The organism is Kineothrix sp. MSJ-39, assembly GCF_018917935.1.
In the GTDB taxonomy this organism is placed as follows: Bacteria; Bacillota; Clostridia; order Lachnospirales; family Lachnospiraceae; genus CAG-194.
The window spans coordinates 70,983-89,145 of the sequence record NZ_JAHLPN010000005.1 but is presented as its reverse complement, the minus strand read 5'-3'; the positions used below and the strand labels follow the sequence as shown (position 1 = coordinate 89,145).

Below are 18,163 nucleotides of genomic sequence, written 5' to 3'. Positions count from 1 at the left end.
CAGATATGGGGAAATTACAGACTGGCTGCTTTATTATCACAATATTTATTATGATATTGTATTTTTCAGTAAAAAGAACGGTTACCAGATCACATAAATTATATTCTTTATTGTTGATCATATCGTTATTATATCTGGTCTTTGACAGAATAACGGTATATACGGTAAATCATATCAGTAAGGTTCCAGCTGCTTGGAATCAATTGATGCATCGTCTTTTCCTGATGAGCCTTGTGGCTTGTATTTATCTGATTTATCGATATGTATTGCTGATGATTTATGAGGAAGCTGTCGGAGAGAATGGCTGGCTTATGATTGCCTCTGTAGCAGCAGCGGGTGTACTTCCTTTATACTACCGCATCACAGAACTGGGAAATTATTCCTATGGACCGGCTGCTTATGTGACCTATGGTAGTGTTGCAATTTATACAGTTATGATGAGTTACTCTCTTTTATGTCATTACAAAGACATGGAAAAAAAGAAACGGGAAATTATATTGATTACTGTAGTGTTTCAGGTAACGATATCTGTCTATCAGGCATTCAGACCCCTTTCTTTGATATCATGTCTGGGAATTACATTGGTAAACCTTGGTTTTTTCCTGACTGTGGAAAGCCCAGATATTCATTTGATTGAACAGCTGAAGGAAGAAAAAAAGCTGGCAGAGGGAGCCAATCATGCAAAATCAGCATTTTTGGCAAATATGTCGCATGAGATAAGAACACCGATCCACGCGGTCATAGGAATGAGCGAGATGATTTTGCGGGAGAGTAGGGAGAAAGAAATTCTATCATATGCCGGGGATATTTACGCGGCGGCAAATTCATTGCTAGGCATTGTAAATGATATTCTGGATTTTTCAAAGATTGAGTCTGGTCATATGGAGATTGAACCTGTGACATATCAACTTTCCAGTTTACTTCATGATATTTATATGTTGATTGGTGACAGAGCCAGACAGAAAGGTCTTAGCATACAAATTAAAGTGAATGAGTCAATTCCATCGGTGCTATACGGGGATGATGTCCGACTGAAACAGATTCTTGTTAATCTGATGACAAATGCAGTAAAGTACACAGAACAGGGGACTGTAACATTAAATGTAGATGGCGGTATAAAGGGAAATACCTGTGCACTTGATTTTCAGGTAAAGGATACAGGCATTGGGATCAAAGAAGAGGATATAAATAAGCTTTTTGAGGCATTTACGAGAATTGAGGAAAAGAGAAACCGTACAATAGAAGGAACAGGGCTGGGTATTAATATTACACAGCAGCTGTTATTGTTAATGGGATCAACTTTGCGTGTAGAAAGCGTTTATGGAAAAGGATCTTGCTTCTTCTTTACTGTGGAACAGAAAATTGTAAGTGGGGAAGCAATAGGTAATCTGGAGGAACGACTAAAGAATGATAAAGGACAGAAAACACATCATGCCGGTTTTCGGGCACCGAATGTATGTGTGCTTGTTACAGATGATATAGATCTTAATCGGCGTGTATTCAAGGGACTGTTAAAACAGACCGGGATACAGGTAGTAGAGGCAGAAAGTGGACGGGAGTGTATCAGAAAAGCAAAGGAAGAAGTTTATGATCTTATATTTATGGATAATATGATGCCGGATATGGATGGAATTGAGGCAATGCACAGGCTAAGGCTGGATGAGAATGGCAAAAACAGAAAAACACCTGTCATTATGCTGACCGCCAATGCAATAGCTGGTGCAAGAGAAGAATATGAGAGGGAGGGCTTTGATGGTTATTTATCAAAGCCAATCGATCCTCAAAAACTGAAAAAGGAAATATGTCGCTTTATTAGCAGCAATAGAATAGAAGAGGTGGGAGAAAAAGAGGAAAACACTTGTTTTGATAGACTTACGGATCTTAGTTGTTTTCAATGGGATTATGCAAAACTATATAACCCGGAAGAGGAACAGCTATTGGAATTGTTGAACGGTTTGCGGCAGACTCTTCCTGATTTCAAATGTGAGTGGCGTGTTATACTTGAGAAAAAAGACACAGAGATTGATCTGGATGAGCTTCGTATTGCTGTGCATTCTTTAAAAGGGCTGACGGCCGCTGCTGGGGCTTTGACAATTTCAAGTTTGTCAAAGGTAATAGAAACAGCAGCCAGAGATGGTAATATTGACCGAATAAAGATGCTGCTTCCGGTATTGTTAGAGGAAATAGAACGGGGAGAGAATGACCTTGCTATGTTATTTCAAGAGACAAAGCAGATAAAAAGCGAAGATATGCAACAGCTTCAGATCATGGTGCAGATGATTTTAGATGCTATGTGCAGATTTGATTATGACGAAGCTGACAGGATAGAGAAAAAACTGGAACAATATCAGTATGTAAAACCAGTGCAGGATCTGGTTTTACAGCTACAGGAGTCTGTTCGGGATCTAAATAATAAAAAAGCAGTAGAATTGGGGGAAAGAATCAGACAGATGATGAGAGGAGAGATCATATGAAAAGAGTATTATTGATTGCTGAAATGAATGAAATCACCAGAAGTCTGAATGAGGCAATGCTACCTTATTTTCAAGTGCAGTTATGTGTGGCGGATATGGATTATGCCGGGAAAATGTTAAAGATTTTTGAGCCGGATATTTTATTGGTTTTATTTAATCAAATAGACAGTACAGGTATAAGAGGGATAAAGAATATTTTAAAAGAGTATGATATGCTGCAGGCAGTGCTTGTTGGAAGTCAATATGAATTTAAGGGATATGGCTTTGATTCAGACAGTATTCATATACATTGTCTTACAAGGCCTGTAAAAAATCAGGAAATCATAAGAGCATTGTGTGAAAGCATGGGGATTTCCTACACAGATTATGAGGATAAAATATTGGAGAAAAAGGATCGGAGAAAACATATTCTGTTTGTGGATGATAACCCACTGCTGCTACGTAGCATGAAGGCTCTGGTCAGTGATAAATATCGGGTATCAATTGCAGTTTCCGGATCACAGGCTTTTGAGGTTATGCAACAGGAGTGTCCGGATCTCATTTTTCTGGATTGCGAAATGCCCATTATAAATGGGAAAATGGTATTAAAAGCTATTCGGGCAAATTATCAGTTTGCTCATCTACCAGTTATTTTTTTATCTGCTGTAGCGGATCGTGATTATATACAGGAACTTTTGGCATTAAAGCCTGATGGTTATATTTTAAAGCCGGCCAGGCAGGAAAATATTCTGGCGATGATTGAAAAACATTTGGGTATATAACCGTTTATATAGTATTGATTGTCATGCCAGAGATATTGGCAGCCGGAATGGGATATGGTCTCTATTATGTCACAAAGGAAAAATAAATAAAGTCAGTTATAAGGCAGCAGAGCAGGTCAGCAGCCGGAAGACCTGCTCTGCTGTTTTTTTCAGGTTTTCGGCGGCGATCACAGGATCCATGGCTTCTTCCAGGCTGACAGGCTTTTGCAGGATCGGGAAGTAAGCATCAATTCCATGCGCATTGCAAAGAGAAGCGTCATCTGCCGCACAGCCGCAAAAAGCAATAACCTTTTTATGGTGTTTCTGGGCAAGGACAGCGATCCCGACAGGGGCTTTTCCCATCACAGTCTGGCCATCCAGTCTGCCTTCTCCTGTAACGATGAGATCAGCTTCTTTTATGGCAGCTTCCATCTGTGTTTCTTCTAAGACAATGGAAATGCCTGACTGGAGCGTGGCACCGAGATAAGCAGAAAAGGCAAAGCCGAGACCACCTGCTGCACCTGCGCCGGGCATGGAGGGATCTGCATTTGGATACTGCGCTTTTGTCAGAGCGGCAAAAGCAGACAGCCATGCATCCATCCGGACGATCATGGCAGGATCTGCGCCTTTTTGCGGACCGTAAACACTGCTGCAGCCGTTTTCTCCGCAAAGCGGATTTGTAACATCGCAGGCAATCCGGAAATCACATCGGGATACCAGGGGAGATACATGAGAGTTGTCTATGGCTGCAATGTCTTTTACGCCGTCTGCACCAAAAGATACAGGTTTGCCATTGCAATCCGAAAAGCCAAAGCCAAGTGCCTGCAGCATACCGACCCCACAGTCATTTGTGGCACTTCCGCCAATCCCGATGATGAAGTGTCTGCAGCCTTTCTCCATGGCATCTAAAATAAGCTCGCCGACGCCGTAGGTAGTAGTATAAAGCGGATTGCGTCTGCCGGCAGGAACGAGTGTAATGCCTGCAGCCGCAGCCATTTCAATCACAGCCGTATCACCAATAATGCCGTAGTCTGCCTTTACGGGATCACCAAGCGGACCTGTGACAGTGACTGTTTCCATATGCCCATGCATGCCCTGTGTCAGAGCCTGGGCTGTGCCTTCCCCGCCGTCTGCAAGTGGACGGATGCAGACATCAGTATGAGAATCTGCATTGTAAATGCCTTCCTGTATGGCATATGCTGCCTCCAAAGAGGACAGACTTCCTTTGAATGAATCTATGGCGATCAGAACCTTCATGTGCAGTTCCTCCTATAAAATCTTTTCTTTCAGTATAGCAGAGATTGTAAGAAGCGCAAATGCGTCATGTAAATTGGAGCAATGGAATGAAGGAAAAGAATGTGGCGATACCGGGAAAAATAGGTTATGATGATCATAGAAAAGTGTGCAGATTCATCTGTACCGATGGAAATGAAAAGAAAGCGAGTAGTCATATGTGGGAAGAAGCATATCAAAAGTTAGCAGCAAATATAGAGGACGTGATGCTGGAGCAGCAGATCAAGCTGGGGTATCGTGATGAGCCGGTCAGGTTATATTATCCACTGTCCTCTTTAAATCATTTCTTTGGTGATGAGGTTTTGACAGAAGAAATGCAGGCAAGGTTACAGGATTTCCTGACAGTGAAGCAGCCTATATTTGGTGAGAGCAGGGTAACGCATCAGGGAGATCGTTTCTGTTTCTTTCTGACAGAGGAAGCATCGGCTTATGTGCATGCGCATAAACAGGAGAATCCATTTATTGCAAGGCTGATAGATCTTGTAAGTAAGCATGGGGTAACAAAACAGGAGGTGACGGCATTATTTGAAGCACAGGAAAAGCCGTTTCTGACAAAAGAAATGCAGGCGGATGAGTTTGATTTTTATATCCGTTTTACGGAAGGAGAAGACAGGTATTATTACTGCTTTAAAGACGAAGGCTGTCATATGATCTATCACAGATTTCTGCCGCAGGATTATGCAGATCTGGGATTATAAGCAGAGACGGGATACGCTCTGATGAACGGTCGCCATAACAAGAAATGTCCAGCCACCCTCAGTCTTGGACCGGGGGAGGCTGGGCATTTCCTAATGTATAGGAAATAAGCTTGCAAAGATGCGCACTTCGCGCACACTTTATAGGATCACAGGAAGATATATTTGGCAACAAATAAGATTGCCAGTACATACATCAGTGGTGTGATCTTTTTTGCCTTTTTGGTAAACAGGTTGATGATGACATAGGAGATCACGCCGATCGCGATACCTTCTGAAATGCTATACATGAGTGGCATGGCAAGCAGGCAGAGATAAGCGGGAACTGCTTCTGTCAGATCATCAAAGCTGATGCCTGTCACTGCGGTTACCATCAGGAAACCGACGAAGATCAGAGCCGGAGCGGTAGCAAAGCCCGGAATGGCTGTGAAAATCGGGGCAAAGAAAATGGCAAGCAGGAACATCAGGCCGGTTACAACAGAGGCAAGACCGGTTCTGGCACCTGCACCGACACCGGCGGAGCTTTCCACATAGGTCGTTGTTGTGGAAGTACCGAAGATAGCACCGACTAACGTAGCGATCGCATCTGCAAACAAAGCCTGTTTGATGCGAGGCAGCTTTTCATCCTTGTCAAGCATATCTGCCTTCGTCGCAACGCCGACCAAAGTACCGATCGTATCAAACATATCAACAAAAAGAAAAGCAAATAAAATGGCAATGAAATTACTGAGGCTGACACCTGAAAAATCAGCCTTGAACACTTGTCCGAAAGTCAGGGAAAACTTTGAAAAATCGGTAAGGGCAAGGGACGGATATAAGGAATAGAAGCCTTCCTCCGGTGTTACCTGATAGATACCGACTGCCTGACAGAGCATACCAAGAACCCATGTGGCGATAATACCGATCAGGATAGATCCCCTCACATTGCGGGCATATAAAATGGCGGTCAGGAAAAGACCGATCAGGGCAAGCAGTGCACAGATGCCTTCGGTTCCGAATTTGGAACGGAAGCTGACGTAGGTGATCAGAGTCGAATCACTGTTGACGACGATATGAGCACCCTGCAGACCGATGAAAGCGATGTAAAGACCGATACCTGCGCTGACGCCCTTCTTGAGCATGCTTGGGATCGCATTGAAAATAGCTTCGCGGACATTGGTGAGCGATAAAACGATAAAAATGATACCTTCCACCGCAACGGCTGCCAGTGCAACACGCCAGTCATAGCCCATGCCAAGGCAGACCGTATAAGCAAAGTAAGCATTCAGCCCCATGCCAGGAGCAAGCGCAAACGGATAGTTTGCAAATAGTGCCATGCACATGGTGCCAAAGAAGGCGGATAAGCAGGTTGCGATCAGAACGGCTGTAGCGTCCATGCCTGCTGCGGAGAGCATGTTCGGGTTGATCGCCAGAATATACGCCATTGTCATAAAAGTGGTAATACCGGCAAGAACCTCTGTACGGACGTCGGTTCCGTTTTCTTTGAGTTTAAAAAACTTTTCCATAGATGAGAAATCCTTTCTTCTATAAGGTTAGTACGGGGTAATAAATTCCTTACATATAGTATACTATCTGCCACATGAAATAAAAAGGAAAATTTGTGGCGGAACTGCAAAGAGGAGCAGAGATGGTTAAGCCTGCATGGCAATATGCCGATTTATATGATATAAAAGGTAAAATACAGGGAAGTATATAACTTGATCACAATAGCAACAGGGAGGTTGAAAAGATGAAGCTCAAGGACGCAATGCCTATTTATCAGAGATACAGGCAGCAGCTAGTTGATCAGACGCGCAGTCTGGTAAAACAAAGAGATGCTGCAAAAGCCAAATTTGAGGCAACCAATGACAAAACGTGGTCGGATGAGGCTGCGACGCTGCAGCTTTCCATCGAAAAGACGCAGGAAGAATTTGATAAGAACCAGGAAGTGCTGGACGGCCTGACGGAACAGTGGTGTTTGGCAGCTAACGCGGAAAATGCAAAGGCACTGGCAGATCCGGAAACAGGTATGGCAGCAACTATGTCCAAGATCATGACAACGGTAGCCAGAATGTGTGCGGGGGATAAAGTACCTTATGCGGATGAAAAGAAGCTGATGGAGTATGATTCGGACCTGTATGGTAAGGCAAAACAGGCACAGATGATGATGGCTGCCATGAAAGAAAAGCAGAAGGAATACGATTCTCTCTGGGACGATGAGGAAGGCGGAGAGTACGATCCGGAAGGTGTCGCTGACAATACAGAGGCACAGGGCGAACTTCCCGAAGTATCGCCTGAAGCATCATCCGAAATACTGGATGTTACCGGCCAACAATAAGCGCAGGGTAACCAAAATCCCATAAGAGTGCTTCAAAGCTGCTTTCCAGATAGCTGATGATATCCTCTTCTTCATAGCCTGTCATACGGGTCAGGATAACAAGGGATTCCCGTACTGCTTCATAAGAGAGGACAGGCACATCCTGTGCCTGATATTGCAGGAACAGACTGTGACGGATCGCAGTATACTGGAGCGTCGTCCACTCAAGGCGCATGAGCATGTGTGACAGGGAAAGGTCTTCGTCAATGAGAAGATCCGCATATATGTCATTTGCCAGATAGCTTCTCAGGAGCGGATGATAGACAGAAAAGCTGCGCATGAAGTCTTTCCAGAGGGATGCCATACGGGCATCTGAATCAGTTGGCTCCTGAAATAACTGCGTTAAATTTTCTGCCTGTTCCATCAGTGGAGAAAGGTAAGCAGTATACAACCCTTCCTGCAGGTAATTGACGGAAAGATCCTGCAGAAGTTCATTACATTCGTATAACAGATCGGAAATGACACATGGCATTTCGTGAATAGCCTGCAGCAACTGTTGCAGGTTTTCTTTTTGGAAATAAGATGCTACCAAAGACGTTGTCAGTTTTTTGCCGGATTTTTCTTCCCGCAGCAGCTCCTGCAGAAAATAGAAGGCAGTCAAAAGTGCTTCCTCCGGTGTCAGACTGGCATCAGAGAAAAGCTGGATCAGGTGATCACGCAGTAAAAAGGCTGCCTGTGTCTGACCGGCAGAAGGAGGCAGAATCTGTTCGGAAAACATGGTATAAGAAGGAAAGCCCATAGCATCAGCCTGCTGCCACAGATCGATCACTGCAGGGCAGCATGGCATAAGAGAAGCCTCTTTATGCGTAGAAAATGTATGCAGCTCCCTTGGAAATGAGGTACAGGTTTCGGACAGCACGCTGTCTCCGTAAGTTTGTACAAGGCAACATAATTTATTATCGGTTAGAAAAGGACAACGATGGTCCGGCAGAAGCCGGATCACGTGAGAGCCTTCTTTTTTCGTGATATAGGAAGAAAGCTTTCTGCCATCTGCATCCATAGAGTCAGGTGCAGAGAGTGTTTTCCATTTATTCTTTGTTGTATCGTCTACATAGATCTTCCACTCCTGGCAGCAGGTGATGGAGCAGGAATCGGCGATGCAGGTAAATTGAGTATAATAGTCTGGATAAATTGTCAGCATAGAGTAATTTCCTTTTATAATTTCATTCCGCTATCTGAAATGTAACAGAATCTGTTTTTTTGTGTAATAGGAAACTTCGTTCCTGTTACACAAAAACGCTCCGCGGGGATGCGCACTGCGGCGTACAATGTGGATGTCGCAAGCGACCGCCGCAGGCGCAAGAATGTGCCAGGGCACATTCTTTGTGCCTTCCATATTGTAACATGGCGGGAGAAAAATTGTGCCAAAACATGAAAAATAGCAGAAATTAGTTGGAAATTGGACAGATTGCCTCTTTTTTCTTCCTGATTTGTGCGTTATAATATGCCTTGGCTGTATACGGACTGGAATATATAACCTGATTTATTCCAATCAGCAGTCGGACAGCTATGCGGATATTATCCGGTGACTGACATCGATAAGTGGGAAATGGTCTGTCGGTGTTGGAAGAAAATCAGTTTTGAGGAAAAAGTCATGAGTAAAACAAAAGAAAATGTAGTAGATAAAGCGGTCTATGCATTTAACAGAAAAGTGTTCTGTGATGGTATGCGGGATGGCTTCCCGATTGCCCTTGGTTACTTTGCGGTTTCCTTTTCGCTTGGAATCGCAGCAAGAAAAGCCGGGCTGACACCGCTGCAGGGATTCTTCGCCAGCCTGTTTAACAATGCATCCGCAGGAGAATACGCAGCATTTACATTGATCGCGGCGCACGCAACTTATCTGGAGGTTGCGATCATCACGCTGATCGCCAATGCGAGATATTTGCTGATGAGCTGTGCACTGGCGCAGAGATGTGCACCGGGCATGCCATTTTATCACAGACTGATCATAGGTTATGATGTGACGGATGAATTATTTGGTATTACGATCGCAAGACCGGGGTATCTGAATCCCTTCTATACATATGGTGCGATCCTGCTGGCAGCACCTGCCTGGGCACTCGGTACAGCATTTGGCATCATGGCGGGTAATGCACTGCCGCTTCGGATTGTAAGTGCGCTGAGTGTGGCACTGTATGGTATGTTCCTTGCGATCATCATTCCGCCTGCTAAAAAAGATAAGATCGTAGGTGTGCTGGTTGTGATCAGTTTTGCGCTGAGCTTTGTCTGTGGTTATCTGCCGCTTATTTCAAAGTTGTCGGACGGTACAAGAACGATCCTGCTGACAGTACTGATCGCAGGCGCAGCAGCGATCTTATTCCCGGTAAAGGATACACAGGAAGAGGAGGGACAGACAAGTGAGAAGTAATGTGATCTATATTATTGTCATGGCACTGGTATCTTACACAATCCGTATCCTGCCTCTGACGCTGATCCGAAAACCGATCAAAAACCGGTTTATTCAGTCCTTTTTATATTATGTACCGTATGTCACACTTGCCGTCATGACTTTCCCGGCTATCGTACATGCCACGCAGAGTCCGATCTCCGGTCTGGCAGCACTGATCGCGGGCATGATCGCAGCATGGCTTGGTGCGGGACTTTTTCCGGTATCTGTCATCTGCTGCCTGCTCGTATTTGTGATCGAGTTGTTTGTATAAGCTATAATAAAAATCATGTGGATTTTTTAGGATATGTATCTATTTTTCGCCACATAATTGCCAGTAGGCAGTTATGTGGCGTTTGTTGTAATAAGGAAGGAGAACCAAAATGAACCAGACTTTTATGAAAGAAAAACCGGTCATCCCGCTTGTCATATCGATGTCACTTCCGATGGCAGCGTCGATGTTGGTCAATTCCCTTTATAATATTGTAGACAGCTACTTTGTGGCAAAGATCAGTGATAAGGCAATGACGGCACTTTCTCTTGTGTATCCGGTACAGAACCTGATCACGGCGATCGCGGTCGGCTTTTCTGTCGGTGTGAATGCGGCGATCGCTTTCTATCTGGGCGCAGGGAAGCAGGACAAGGCAGACCAGGCAGCGGCAGATGCAATTCTGTACAACATTTTGCATGGCATTCTGCTGGTGATCGGCTGTCTGCTTTTTATGCCGGCATTTTTGCGTTTTTTTACAGAGGATGAGGTAGTGATCGCCTACGGGCTTTCCTATTCACGGATCGCATTTTCGTTTGCGGTTGTCATTACGGTGGGAATTGCCTATGAAAAGATCTTTCAGGCGGTTGGCAGGATGAAGGTATCGATGATCAGTATGATGGCAGGCTTTATCACCAATATTGTGCTGGATCCTGTCCTGATCTTCGGACTGGGACCGTTCCCGGAAATGGGCATGGAAGGTGCGGCAGTAGCAACAGGCATCGGACAGGTCATTACATTGCTGGTGTATCTGGTGTTTTATTATGCCAGCCCAATCCCCGTCAAGGTGCAGTTAAAGGGCTGGAAACCGGACAGTGAAACGGCGAAACGGCTGTATGGTGTCGGAATCCCCGCAACGTTGAATATGGCACTTCCGTCGCTTCTGATCTCTGCACTGAATACGATCCTTTCCGGCTTTTCACAGGCTTACGTGCTGGTGCTTGGTGTCTATTACAAGCTGCAGACTTTCCTGTATCTGCCGGCAAACGGTATTATCCAGGGAATCCGTCCGCTGATCGGTTATAACTACGGTGCCAGGGAAGAAAAGCGGGTAAAACAGATTTACCGTTTTGCCCTTGCCCTGATCATGGGGATCATGGCAGTTGGTATGCTGCTCTGCCTGTGTCTGCCAAAGCAGCTTATGGGCATTTTTATCACGAATGAAGAAACGCTGCGTCTGGGTATGACAGCACTTCGGCTGATCAGCCTTGGCTTTGTGGTATCTTCCGTATCTGTGACATGTTCCGGTGTGCTGGAAGGACTGGGAAAAGGAATTCCATCCTTCTTTATCTCGCTGTCAAGATATGTCGTGGTCATTATCCCTGCTGCCTGGCTTCTCAGCAGAAGTCTGGGGGCGAACGGTGTCTTCCTCGCCTTTGGCATTGCGGAGCTTGTAACCGCTGGACTTGCGATAGGCATTTTCCAGTACAATAAGGCTCGCGCTTTCTGATAAAAATTCCTGCGTTGTCAGCATGGATTTTTGCTGCTGTGGCAGCTTTTCGTGCTGGAACTGCTGTCTGTATTCCTTCGGGGAGAGCTGATATTGCTGGCGGAAGCCTTTGTTAAAATACTTGGGATCGGAAAAGCCGCAGCTAATACAGATATCAAGCAGGGAAAGATCGGTCAGGAGCAAAAGTCGTCTGGCATTTTCACATCGTATTTTGAGCAGATACGTCTGAAAGGGCATTCCGAATGTTTCCTTGAACAGATGGGAAAGGTAGTACAGGGAAAGATTTTCGCGTGCTGCAATATCGGAAAGCAGCAGCTTTTCTCCTGCATGCTGTTCAATATACTGGGAGATGCTTCTGGTACGTCTGGCATTTTCATGGAGCAACTGTGATTCCTGATGGGAAATAAAATGGTGCGGCAAAAGCTGCAGCAGGGAGAAAAAGCAGGCATTGACCAGACTGGCGCAGCGGAGCGCAAAGTAGGCATCTTTTTGAAAATAAGTAAGGGCAAGTGCAGTCATATCGGAAAACAGTGTCCGGTACTGTGGATCGGCACTGGCAGACAGAACACAGGAAATAAATTCCAGATGATCGATCTCGGGATAATACGGAGCAAAAAAGGCGGATGAAACCTGCAGGGAAAGCAGCAGTGCAGGCTTGTCCGCTTTTATTTCGTGGCTCTGGAACGGATTGATCAGCCAGAAGTCGCCGGGCTGCAGCAAAAGTGTCTGCCCGGGCAGCAGGATGGAGATGTTACCGTCCAGCACAAGTCCGAGCTCAAAGTCTTTATGAATGTGTGGTGCGCGGTAGAGCAGATTCACCACAAATACTTTAAAATTGGTTTCCTCATGGGAAATGATCTCGTATTCTCTTTTCATCATGTGTATTATGATAGCACAATACAGCAAATTAGTCATGTTTTTTCCTTAAACTTGTAACAGCCAAAAGCTGCGTTCCATAGTAGGATAAATACATCAAAAACAACTCCGGTAATACCCGGAGGATATAGAATACAACGCGTGCAGTATGATTGGAAAAGGAGGAAAACAATATGTCACAGTTTAAATTTTCAGTAGGACCATGGAACGTACATCCGGGAGCAGATTCTTACGGACCGGCAACAAGAGCAGATATTCCGGCAGAGGAAAAATATAAAAAATTTGCAGAGCTTGGATTCTCTGCAGTGCAGTTCCATGATGATGACGCAGTACCGAACATCAATGATTACACAGAAGAAGAGATCAGGGAAAAAGCAAGAGAATTAAAGAAAACATTAGACAAGTACAACTTAAAGGCAGAGTTCGTGGCACCTCGTCTCTGGATGGATGAGCATACACAGGACGGCGGATTCATGAGCACTTCCAAGGAAGACAGAGAGTATGCAATGTGGAGAGCTTACCGTTCTATTGATATTGCAAATGAGCTTGGCACAGATATGATCGTGCTCTGGCTGGCAAGAGAAGGTACCTTATGTGCAGAGTCAAAATCTCCTGTATGGGCAACCAAGATGCTGATAGAAGCGATCAACAAGATGCTTGAATATGATCCGAAGATCCGTGTCTGCATCGAGCCAAAACCAAATGAACCAATCGACAGAAGCATCTGTGGTACAATGGGGCATGTCATGGCAATTTCAGCAGCTACGATTGATCCTTCCCGTGTCGGCGGTAATCTGGAAAGCGCACATGCGATCCTGGCAGGTCTGGATCCGGCAAATGAGATCGGTTTTGCACTTGCAATGGGCAAGCTGATGACAGTGCACTTAAATGACCAGAACGGAATCCGTTACGATCAGGATAAATCCTTCGGCGTAGAAAATCTGCGTGCTGCCTTTAATCAGGTAAAGGTACTGAAAGAAAACGGCTATGGAAGCCATGGTGAATATGTCGGACTGGATGTAAAAGCAATGCGTACCACAAAGGACGAGGACAGCTATAAGCATCTGGAAAACAGCTTGAAGATCTTTAAGGCACTGGAAGAAAAGGTAGATAGATTTGACTATGAGTTCCAGAAGAAATGTGTGGAAAACAGAGACTTCGAAGCACTTGAAATGTATGTGATGAATTTACTGATGGGGATTGAATAAGTATGGAAAAAAAGAAGGTAATCGCGGCAGGTCATATCTGCCTTGATATCACACCGATGTTTCCAGACAGAAAAGTACAGCATCCGGGGGAGATCCTATCCCCCGGAAAGCTTCTGGAGGTTGGCGCGGCTGATGTACATACAGGTGGCAGTGTTGCCAATACGGGGCTTGCCATGAAGAAGCTTGGCGCTGATGTCTCTTTGATGGGAAAGGTCGGAAAAGATGCTTTTGGCAATATGATCCTGGATATTTTGAAAAAACATGATGCGGATACGGATATGCTGATAGAAGAGGGGGAAGAGACCTCTTATTCTGTCGTGCTTGCAATTCCGGGGATCGACCGCATCTTTTTGCATAATGCGGGGGCAAACCGTCATTTTAAGGCAGCGGATATTCCACAGGAAAAACTGGAGGAAGCAGCGTTGTTCCACTTTGGTTACCCACCGCTAATGCCGGAAATGTATGCGGACAACGGTGCAGAGCTCGTTTCACTGATGAAACGTGCAAAAGCTGCAGGCGTGGCAACTTCACTGGATATGGCAGCGGTAGATGAAAATGCACCGGCAGGACAGGCTGACTGGAAAGAAATTCTGAAAAATGTACTGCCTTTTGTGGATTTCTTTGTCCCAAGCGTGGAAGAACTTTGCTTTATGCTGGATCGTGAGCGGTTTCATGCATGGCAGGAGAGGGCAGGCGGACGTGATATCACGGAAATCCTGGATGTGGAGAAAGATATCAGACCTCTTGCAGATGCGTGTATGGAGCTGGGGGCAAAGGTACTTTTGATCAAATGCGGTGTTCCGGGCATGTATCTGCGCACGGCAGACAAAGCTGCGTTGCGGGAGATCGGCAGTAAGGCAGAGCTTACCGCAGATGCATGGGCAGAAAAAGAGATCTTTGAGAGAAGCTATGTACCGGACAGAGTACGTTCCGGGACAGGAGCGGGTGATTCGAGCATTGCAGCGTTTCTGACTGCCATGCTGGAAGGTTGTGAGCCGGAGGAAGCACTGCATCTGGCGGCGGCGACAGGTGCCTGCTGTGTAACGGAATATGACGCACTAAGCGGATTGAAGCCGTTTGATGAGCTGCGGAAGAAGATCGCCGCAGGTTGGGACAAATGTCATGCATCGATAGGTGCATGATGCAGCCCCTCGCATCGCGCAGCAATCAATCATGCGAGAGGTTCCACAAAATGTCATGCATCGTTAGATGCATGATGTAGCCTCTCGCATCGCGCAGCGATTAAACATGCGAGAGGTTCCACAAAATGTCATGCATCGTTAGATGCATGATGTAGCCTCTCGCATCGCGCAGCGATTAAACATGCGAGAGGTTCCACAAAATGTCATGCATCGTTAGATGCATGATGTAGCCTCTCGCATCGCGCAGCGATTAAACATGCGAGAGGTTCCACAAAATGTCATGCATCGTTAGATGCATGATGTAGCCTCTCGCATCGCGCAGCGATTAAACATGCGAGAGGTTCCACATATGTAAGGAGGAGAAAAGATGTTAGCCAATATGAATGATGTCCTGCTGCCTGCAAAGAAGGGCGGTTACGGCGTAGGATTTTTTAATGCGGTTAATGTAGAGATGGCAAGAGCCATTATTGAAACAGCAGAAGAACTGAAAGCTCCGGTCATGGTCGGAACGGCAGAAGTCCTGCTGCCTGCTATGGAAATGACAAGAGTAGCGGAGTATCTGATTCCGATGGCAGAAAAGGCAAGTGTGCCTGTCTGTGTACATTACGATCACGGTCTGACCTTTGAAAAATGTATGCAGGCACTGGAGCTCGGTTTCACTTCTATTATGTATGACTGCTCTACCGCTCCATATGAGGAGAATATTGAAAAGGTGGCTGAAATGGTAAAGATCTGTCATGCAATGGGCAGAACGGTAGAAGGTGAGCTGGGGCATGTCGGCGATAATGCCGGCGCAGGCAAACTGGAAAATCCGAGTGATTATTTTACAGATCCGGAAACAGCCGCAGATTTTGTAAAACGGACAGGCGTGGATTCTCTTGCGGTAGCAGTCGGTAACGCACATGGCGATTATGCATTCCCGCCAAAGCTGGATTTTGACCGCATTCGTGTGATCGCGGGAAAAACAGGGATTCCGCTTGTGCTGCATGGCGGCAGCGGGCTTTCCGATACAGATTTTAAGACGGCTGTCAAGGAAGGTGTTGCCAAGGTCAATATCTTTACGGACATCGATAAGGCTGGAAAGCGTGGTATTGAAGCGGGACTTGCAGCAGGAGCAAAGTCTATGATGGGGCTCATTCCGTATGAGATCGATGCCATGAAAGAAGTTGTCCGTGACAAGATTTTATTATTCGGTTCGAATGGAAAAGCCTGAAAATGCACAAAATACTGGAAACGGAGTGAAAACGGGAACAGTATGTTGCAATTTTTTGTGCAATATGATACAATCGTGAAAGTTAGCGTTGGCTACTCGTTAGCCAACGCACTTTTATTTAGGAGGAACACATTACAAATGGAAGAAAAAGAAACTATGAAACCTTACATCAGCGCAGATCGGACGCTGCATGAAATGACACCGCTTTCTATTATTGTCGGTATCATTCTGGCGATCGTTTTCGGTGCTGCCAATGCATATCTGGGTCTGCGTGTCGGTATGACCGTATCCGCATCGATCCCGGCGGCTGTTCTTGGTATGGGCGTTTACCGCCTGTGCAGAAAAAAGGACACGATTCTGGAAAGCAACATGGTACAGACGATCGGTTCGGCAGGTGAATCACTTGCAGCCGGTGCGATCTTTACGATGCCGGCGCTTTTTTTATGGGCACAGGAGGAAGGCACTAAAATGCCAAGCATTATGGAAATTGCACTCATTGCCCTGATCGGTGGACTGCTTGGTATCTGCTTTATGGTACCGCTTAGAAAGGCACTGATCGTAAAAGAGCACGGAACACTGCCTTATCCGGAGGGAACTGCCTGTGCGGAAGTATTGCTGGCAGGCGAAAAGGGCGGTGCAAATGCATCAGTCGTATTCCTTGGCATGGGAATCGCAGCTCTGTTTAAATTTATTGTAGACGGTCTGAAAGTGGTATCTTCTGCCGTTACGGTAACTGTACAGAAAATTCACGGAGAGATCAGTGCGCAGGTATATCCGGCACTTGTCAGCGTAGGTTATATCTGCGGTTTTAAGATTTCTTCTTATATGTTTGCGGGCGGTATTTTAGGCTGGCTCGTTCTCATTCCGATGATCTATTTATTTGGTGCGGATACGACGTTATTCCCGGCAAGTGTTTCCGTACATGAGCTTTGGGAGCAGGCTGGTGCATCCGGTATCTGGAGCAGCTACATCCGCTATATCGGTGCAGGTGCTGTGGCAACAGGTGGTATTGTGAGTCTGATCAAGTCTCTGCCACTGATCGTCAGAACATTCGCAGATGCAATGAAAGGACTGAAAAATTCCGGGAAACAGGCAAATGAACTGCGTACCGAAAAAGATCTGAAGATGTCGGTTGTACTCATTATGCTGGCAATCCTCATTGTTGCTATCGCAGTGACACCGGTTATTCCGATTGATGTGATCGGCGCGATCGTGATCGTTATCTTCGGTTTCTTCTTTGCAACCGTTTCTTCCCGTATGGTAGGACTGGTCGGCAGTTCCAATAACCCGGTATCCGGTATGGCGATCGCAACACTGCTTGTGACAACTGTTCTGCTGAAAGCAACCGGTCACACAGGTATGTCCGGTATGACAGCAGCGATCGCGATCGGTTCCGTGATCTGTATTGTCGCTGCAATGGCAGGCGATATGTCACAGGACTTAAAGACAGGTTATATTTTAGGTGCAACCCCAGTGAAACAGCAGTACGGTGAAATGATCGGAACCGTTGTATCTGCTGTAACGATCGGTTTTGTATTATATCTGTTAAATGCAGCCTGGGGCTTTGGTACACCGGAGCTTTCCGCACCACAGGCAACACTCATGAAGATGATCGTAGAAGGTGTTATGGGTGGCAATCTGCCATGGACACTTGTTTTCATCGGTGTCTTTATTGCACTTGCCGTAGAGCTTCTTGGCATTCCGGTACTGCCGTTTGCCATTGGCCTGTATCTGCCGATCGAGCTCAGTTCCTGCATCATGATCGGTGGTATTTTACGCTGGGCACTGGAAAAGAGAAAATATAAGAGTGGGGAGCAGAAGGAAAGCACAATTTCAAATGGTGTGCTCTGCTGTTCCGGTATGATCGCAGGCGAAGGTCTGGTCGGCATTTTACTTGCCGTATTTGCGGTTGTAAAAGTAAACGGAAGATCACTTGCAGAGTATATTGATCTGTCAGGCAGCGTAAATCTCGGACAGATCGGAGCACTTGTTGTACTTGCCCTTGTCATTTTAACAATCCTGAAATTTACGATCTGGAATAAAAAGGTTGACAAAGAGTAAC

14 protein-coding genes and 1 pseudogene are annotated in these 18,163 nt (G+C 45.7%); 11 read left to right on the top strand and 4 right to left on the bottom strand.

Annotated features, from left to right (window positions below):
- Window positions 1-5 precede the first annotated feature (5 nt).
- Entirely contained in the window at window positions 6-2,474 is a 2,469-nt protein-coding gene (locus KQI22_RS05115) for a response regulator (protein ID WP_216550992.1), read from the top strand.
- A complete protein-coding gene (locus tag KQI22_RS05110; protein WP_216550991.1) occupies window positions 2,471-3,235 on the top strand; it encodes a response regulator in 765 nt (254 codons plus the stop codon). The genes KQI22_RS05115 and KQI22_RS05110 overlap by 4 nt, the downstream gene beginning before the upstream one ends.
- A 96-nt stretch (window positions 3,236-3,331) precedes the next feature.
- Here the strand turns inward: KQI22_RS05110 and KQI22_RS05105 are convergent, their stop codons facing one another.
- Window positions 3,332-4,471, bottom strand: a complete 1,140-nt coding sequence (locus KQI22_RS05105; protein ID WP_216550990.1) for a glycerate kinase family protein — start codon at window positions 4,469-4,471, stop codon at window positions 3,332-3,334.
- Window positions 4,472-4,557: 86 nt separating this feature from the next.
- Here KQI22_RS05105 and KQI22_RS05100 point away from each other — a divergent pair, with 86 nt between their 5' ends.
- A complete protein-coding gene (locus KQI22_RS05100; RefSeq protein ID WP_253293514.1) occupies window positions 4,558-5,205 on the top strand; it encodes a DUF3877 family protein in 648 nt (215 codons plus the stop codon).
- Window positions 5,206-5,351: 146 nt separating this feature from the next.
- Here KQI22_RS05100 and KQI22_RS05095 read toward each other — a convergent pair whose 3' ends face one another.
- The gene (locus tag KQI22_RS05095) at window positions 5,352-6,707 is read right to left on the bottom strand and encodes an NCS2 family permease (protein ID WP_216550989.1); all 1,356 of its coding nucleotides are present in this window, start codon (window positions 6,705-6,707) and stop codon (window positions 5,352-5,354) included.
- Between the two features lie 224 nt (window positions 6,708-6,931).
- Here KQI22_RS05095 and KQI22_RS05090 point away from each other — a divergent pair, with 224 nt between their 5' ends.
- Window positions 6,932-7,519 (top strand): hypothetical protein, encoded by a 588-nt coding sequence (locus tag KQI22_RS05090; RefSeq protein WP_216550988.1) that lies wholly within the window; start codon window positions 6,932-6,934, stop codon window positions 7,517-7,519.
- Here the strand turns inward: KQI22_RS05090 and fliB are convergent.
- Window positions 7,503-8,699, bottom strand: coding sequence for a flagellin lysine-N-methylase (gene fliB, locus KQI22_RS05085; RefSeq protein ID WP_216550987.1), 1,197 nt, complete (start codon window positions 8,697-8,699; stop codon window positions 7,503-7,505). The genes KQI22_RS05090 and fliB overlap by 17 nt on opposite strands.
- 453 nt (window positions 8,700-9,152) lie before the next feature.
- Here fliB and KQI22_RS05080 point away from each other — a divergent pair, with 453 nt between their 5' ends.
- The 3 genes from KQI22_RS05080 (at window position 9,153) to KQI22_RS05070 (ending at window position 11,662) form a co-directional block, all read left to right on the top strand.
- Complete coding sequence (locus tag KQI22_RS05080; protein WP_216550986.1) at window positions 9,153-9,926, top strand: AzlC family ABC transporter permease; 774 nt, start codon at window positions 9,153-9,155, stop codon at window positions 9,924-9,926.
- Entirely contained in the window at window positions 9,916-10,218 is a 303-nt protein-coding gene (locus KQI22_RS05075; RefSeq protein WP_022005342.1) for an AzlD domain-containing protein, read from the top strand. Before KQI22_RS05080 ends, KQI22_RS05075 begins: the two co-directional genes overlap by 11 nt.
- 109 nt (window positions 10,219-10,327) lie before the next feature.
- Window positions 10,328-11,662: an MATE family efflux transporter gene (locus KQI22_RS05070; protein ID WP_216550985.1), complete on the top strand. Its 1,335-nt coding sequence runs from the start codon at window positions 10,328-10,330 to the stop codon at window positions 11,660-11,662.
- A gap of 72 nt (window positions 11,663-11,734) precedes the next feature.
- On the opposite strand, the pseudogene KQI22_RS05065 reads toward KQI22_RS05070, so the two are convergent.
- A pseudogene (locus KQI22_RS05065) lies at window positions 11,735-12,538 on the bottom strand (AraC family transcriptional regulator); the annotation flags it as partial.
- A gap of 173 nt (window positions 12,539-12,711) precedes the next feature.
- Between KQI22_RS05065 and KQI22_RS05060 the strand changes: the two are divergent.
- The 4 genes from KQI22_RS05060 (at window position 12,712) to KQI22_RS05045 (ending at window position 18,162) form a co-directional block, all read left to right on the top strand.
- Window positions 12,712-13,746: a TIM barrel protein gene (locus KQI22_RS05060; protein ID WP_216550984.1), complete on the top strand. Its 1,035-nt coding sequence runs from the start codon at window positions 12,712-12,714 to the stop codon at window positions 13,744-13,746.
- 2 nt (window positions 13,747-13,748) lie between these two features.
- Window positions 13,749-14,888 carry a carbohydrate kinase family protein gene (locus KQI22_RS05055; RefSeq protein ID WP_216550983.1) on the top strand — a complete coding sequence of 380 codons (1,140 nt, stop codon included), beginning with the start codon at window positions 13,749-13,751 and terminating at the stop codon, window positions 14,886-14,888.
- Window positions 14,889-15,255: 367 nt separating this feature from the next.
- On the top strand, window positions 15,256-16,101 hold the full coding sequence (locus KQI22_RS05050) for a class II fructose-bisphosphate aldolase (RefSeq protein WP_216550982.1): 846 nt from the start codon (window positions 15,256-15,258) through the stop codon (window positions 16,099-16,101).
- A gap of 138 nt (window positions 16,102-16,239) precedes the next feature.
- Window positions 16,240-18,162, top strand: coding sequence for an OPT family oligopeptide transporter (locus KQI22_RS05045; protein ID WP_216550981.1), 1,923 nt, complete (start codon window positions 16,240-16,242; stop codon window positions 18,160-18,162).
- Window position 18,163 lies beyond the last annotated feature (1 nt).

Coding starts and splice junctions, on each gene's coding strand:
- KQI22_RS05115 (WP_216550992.1), top strand. CDS start 6: ATGGGGAAATTACAGACTGGCTGCTTTATTATCACAATATTTATTATG.
- KQI22_RS05110 (WP_216550991.1), top strand. CDS start 2,471: ATGAAAAGAGTATTATTGATTGCTGAAATGAATGAAATCACCAGAAGT.
- KQI22_RS05105 (WP_216550990.1), bottom strand. CDS start 4,471: ATGAAGGTTCTGATCGCCATAGATTCATTCAAAGGAAGTCTGTCCTCT.
- KQI22_RS05100 (WP_253293514.1), top strand. CDS start 4,558: ATGAAGGAAAAGAATGTGGCGATACCGGGAAAAATAGGTTATGATGAT.
- KQI22_RS05095 (WP_216550989.1), bottom strand. CDS start 6,707: ATGGAAAAGTTTTTTAAACTCAAAGAAAACGGAACCGACGTCCGTACA.
- KQI22_RS05090 (WP_216550988.1), top strand. CDS start 6,932: ATGAAGCTCAAGGACGCAATGCCTATTTATCAGAGATACAGGCAGCAG.
- fliB (WP_216550987.1), bottom strand. CDS start 8,699: ATGCTGACAATTTATCCAGACTATTATACTCAATTTACCTGCATCGCC.
- KQI22_RS05080 (WP_216550986.1), top strand. CDS start 9,153: ATGAGTAAAACAAAAGAAAATGTAGTAGATAAAGCGGTCTATGCATTT.
- KQI22_RS05070 (WP_216550985.1), top strand. CDS start 10,328: ATGAACCAGACTTTTATGAAAGAAAAACCGGTCATCCCGCTTGTCATA.
- KQI22_RS05060 (WP_216550984.1), top strand. CDS start 12,712: ATGTCACAGTTTAAATTTTCAGTAGGACCATGGAACGTACATCCGGGA.
- KQI22_RS05055 (WP_216550983.1), top strand. CDS start 13,749: ATGGAAAAAAAGAAGGTAATCGCGGCAGGTCATATCTGCCTTGATATC.
- KQI22_RS05050 (WP_216550982.1), top strand. CDS start 15,256: ATGTTAGCCAATATGAATGATGTCCTGCTGCCTGCAAAGAAGGGCGGT.
- KQI22_RS05045 (WP_216550981.1), top strand. CDS start 16,240: ATGGAAGAAAAAGAAACTATGAAACCTTACATCAGCGCAGATCGGACG.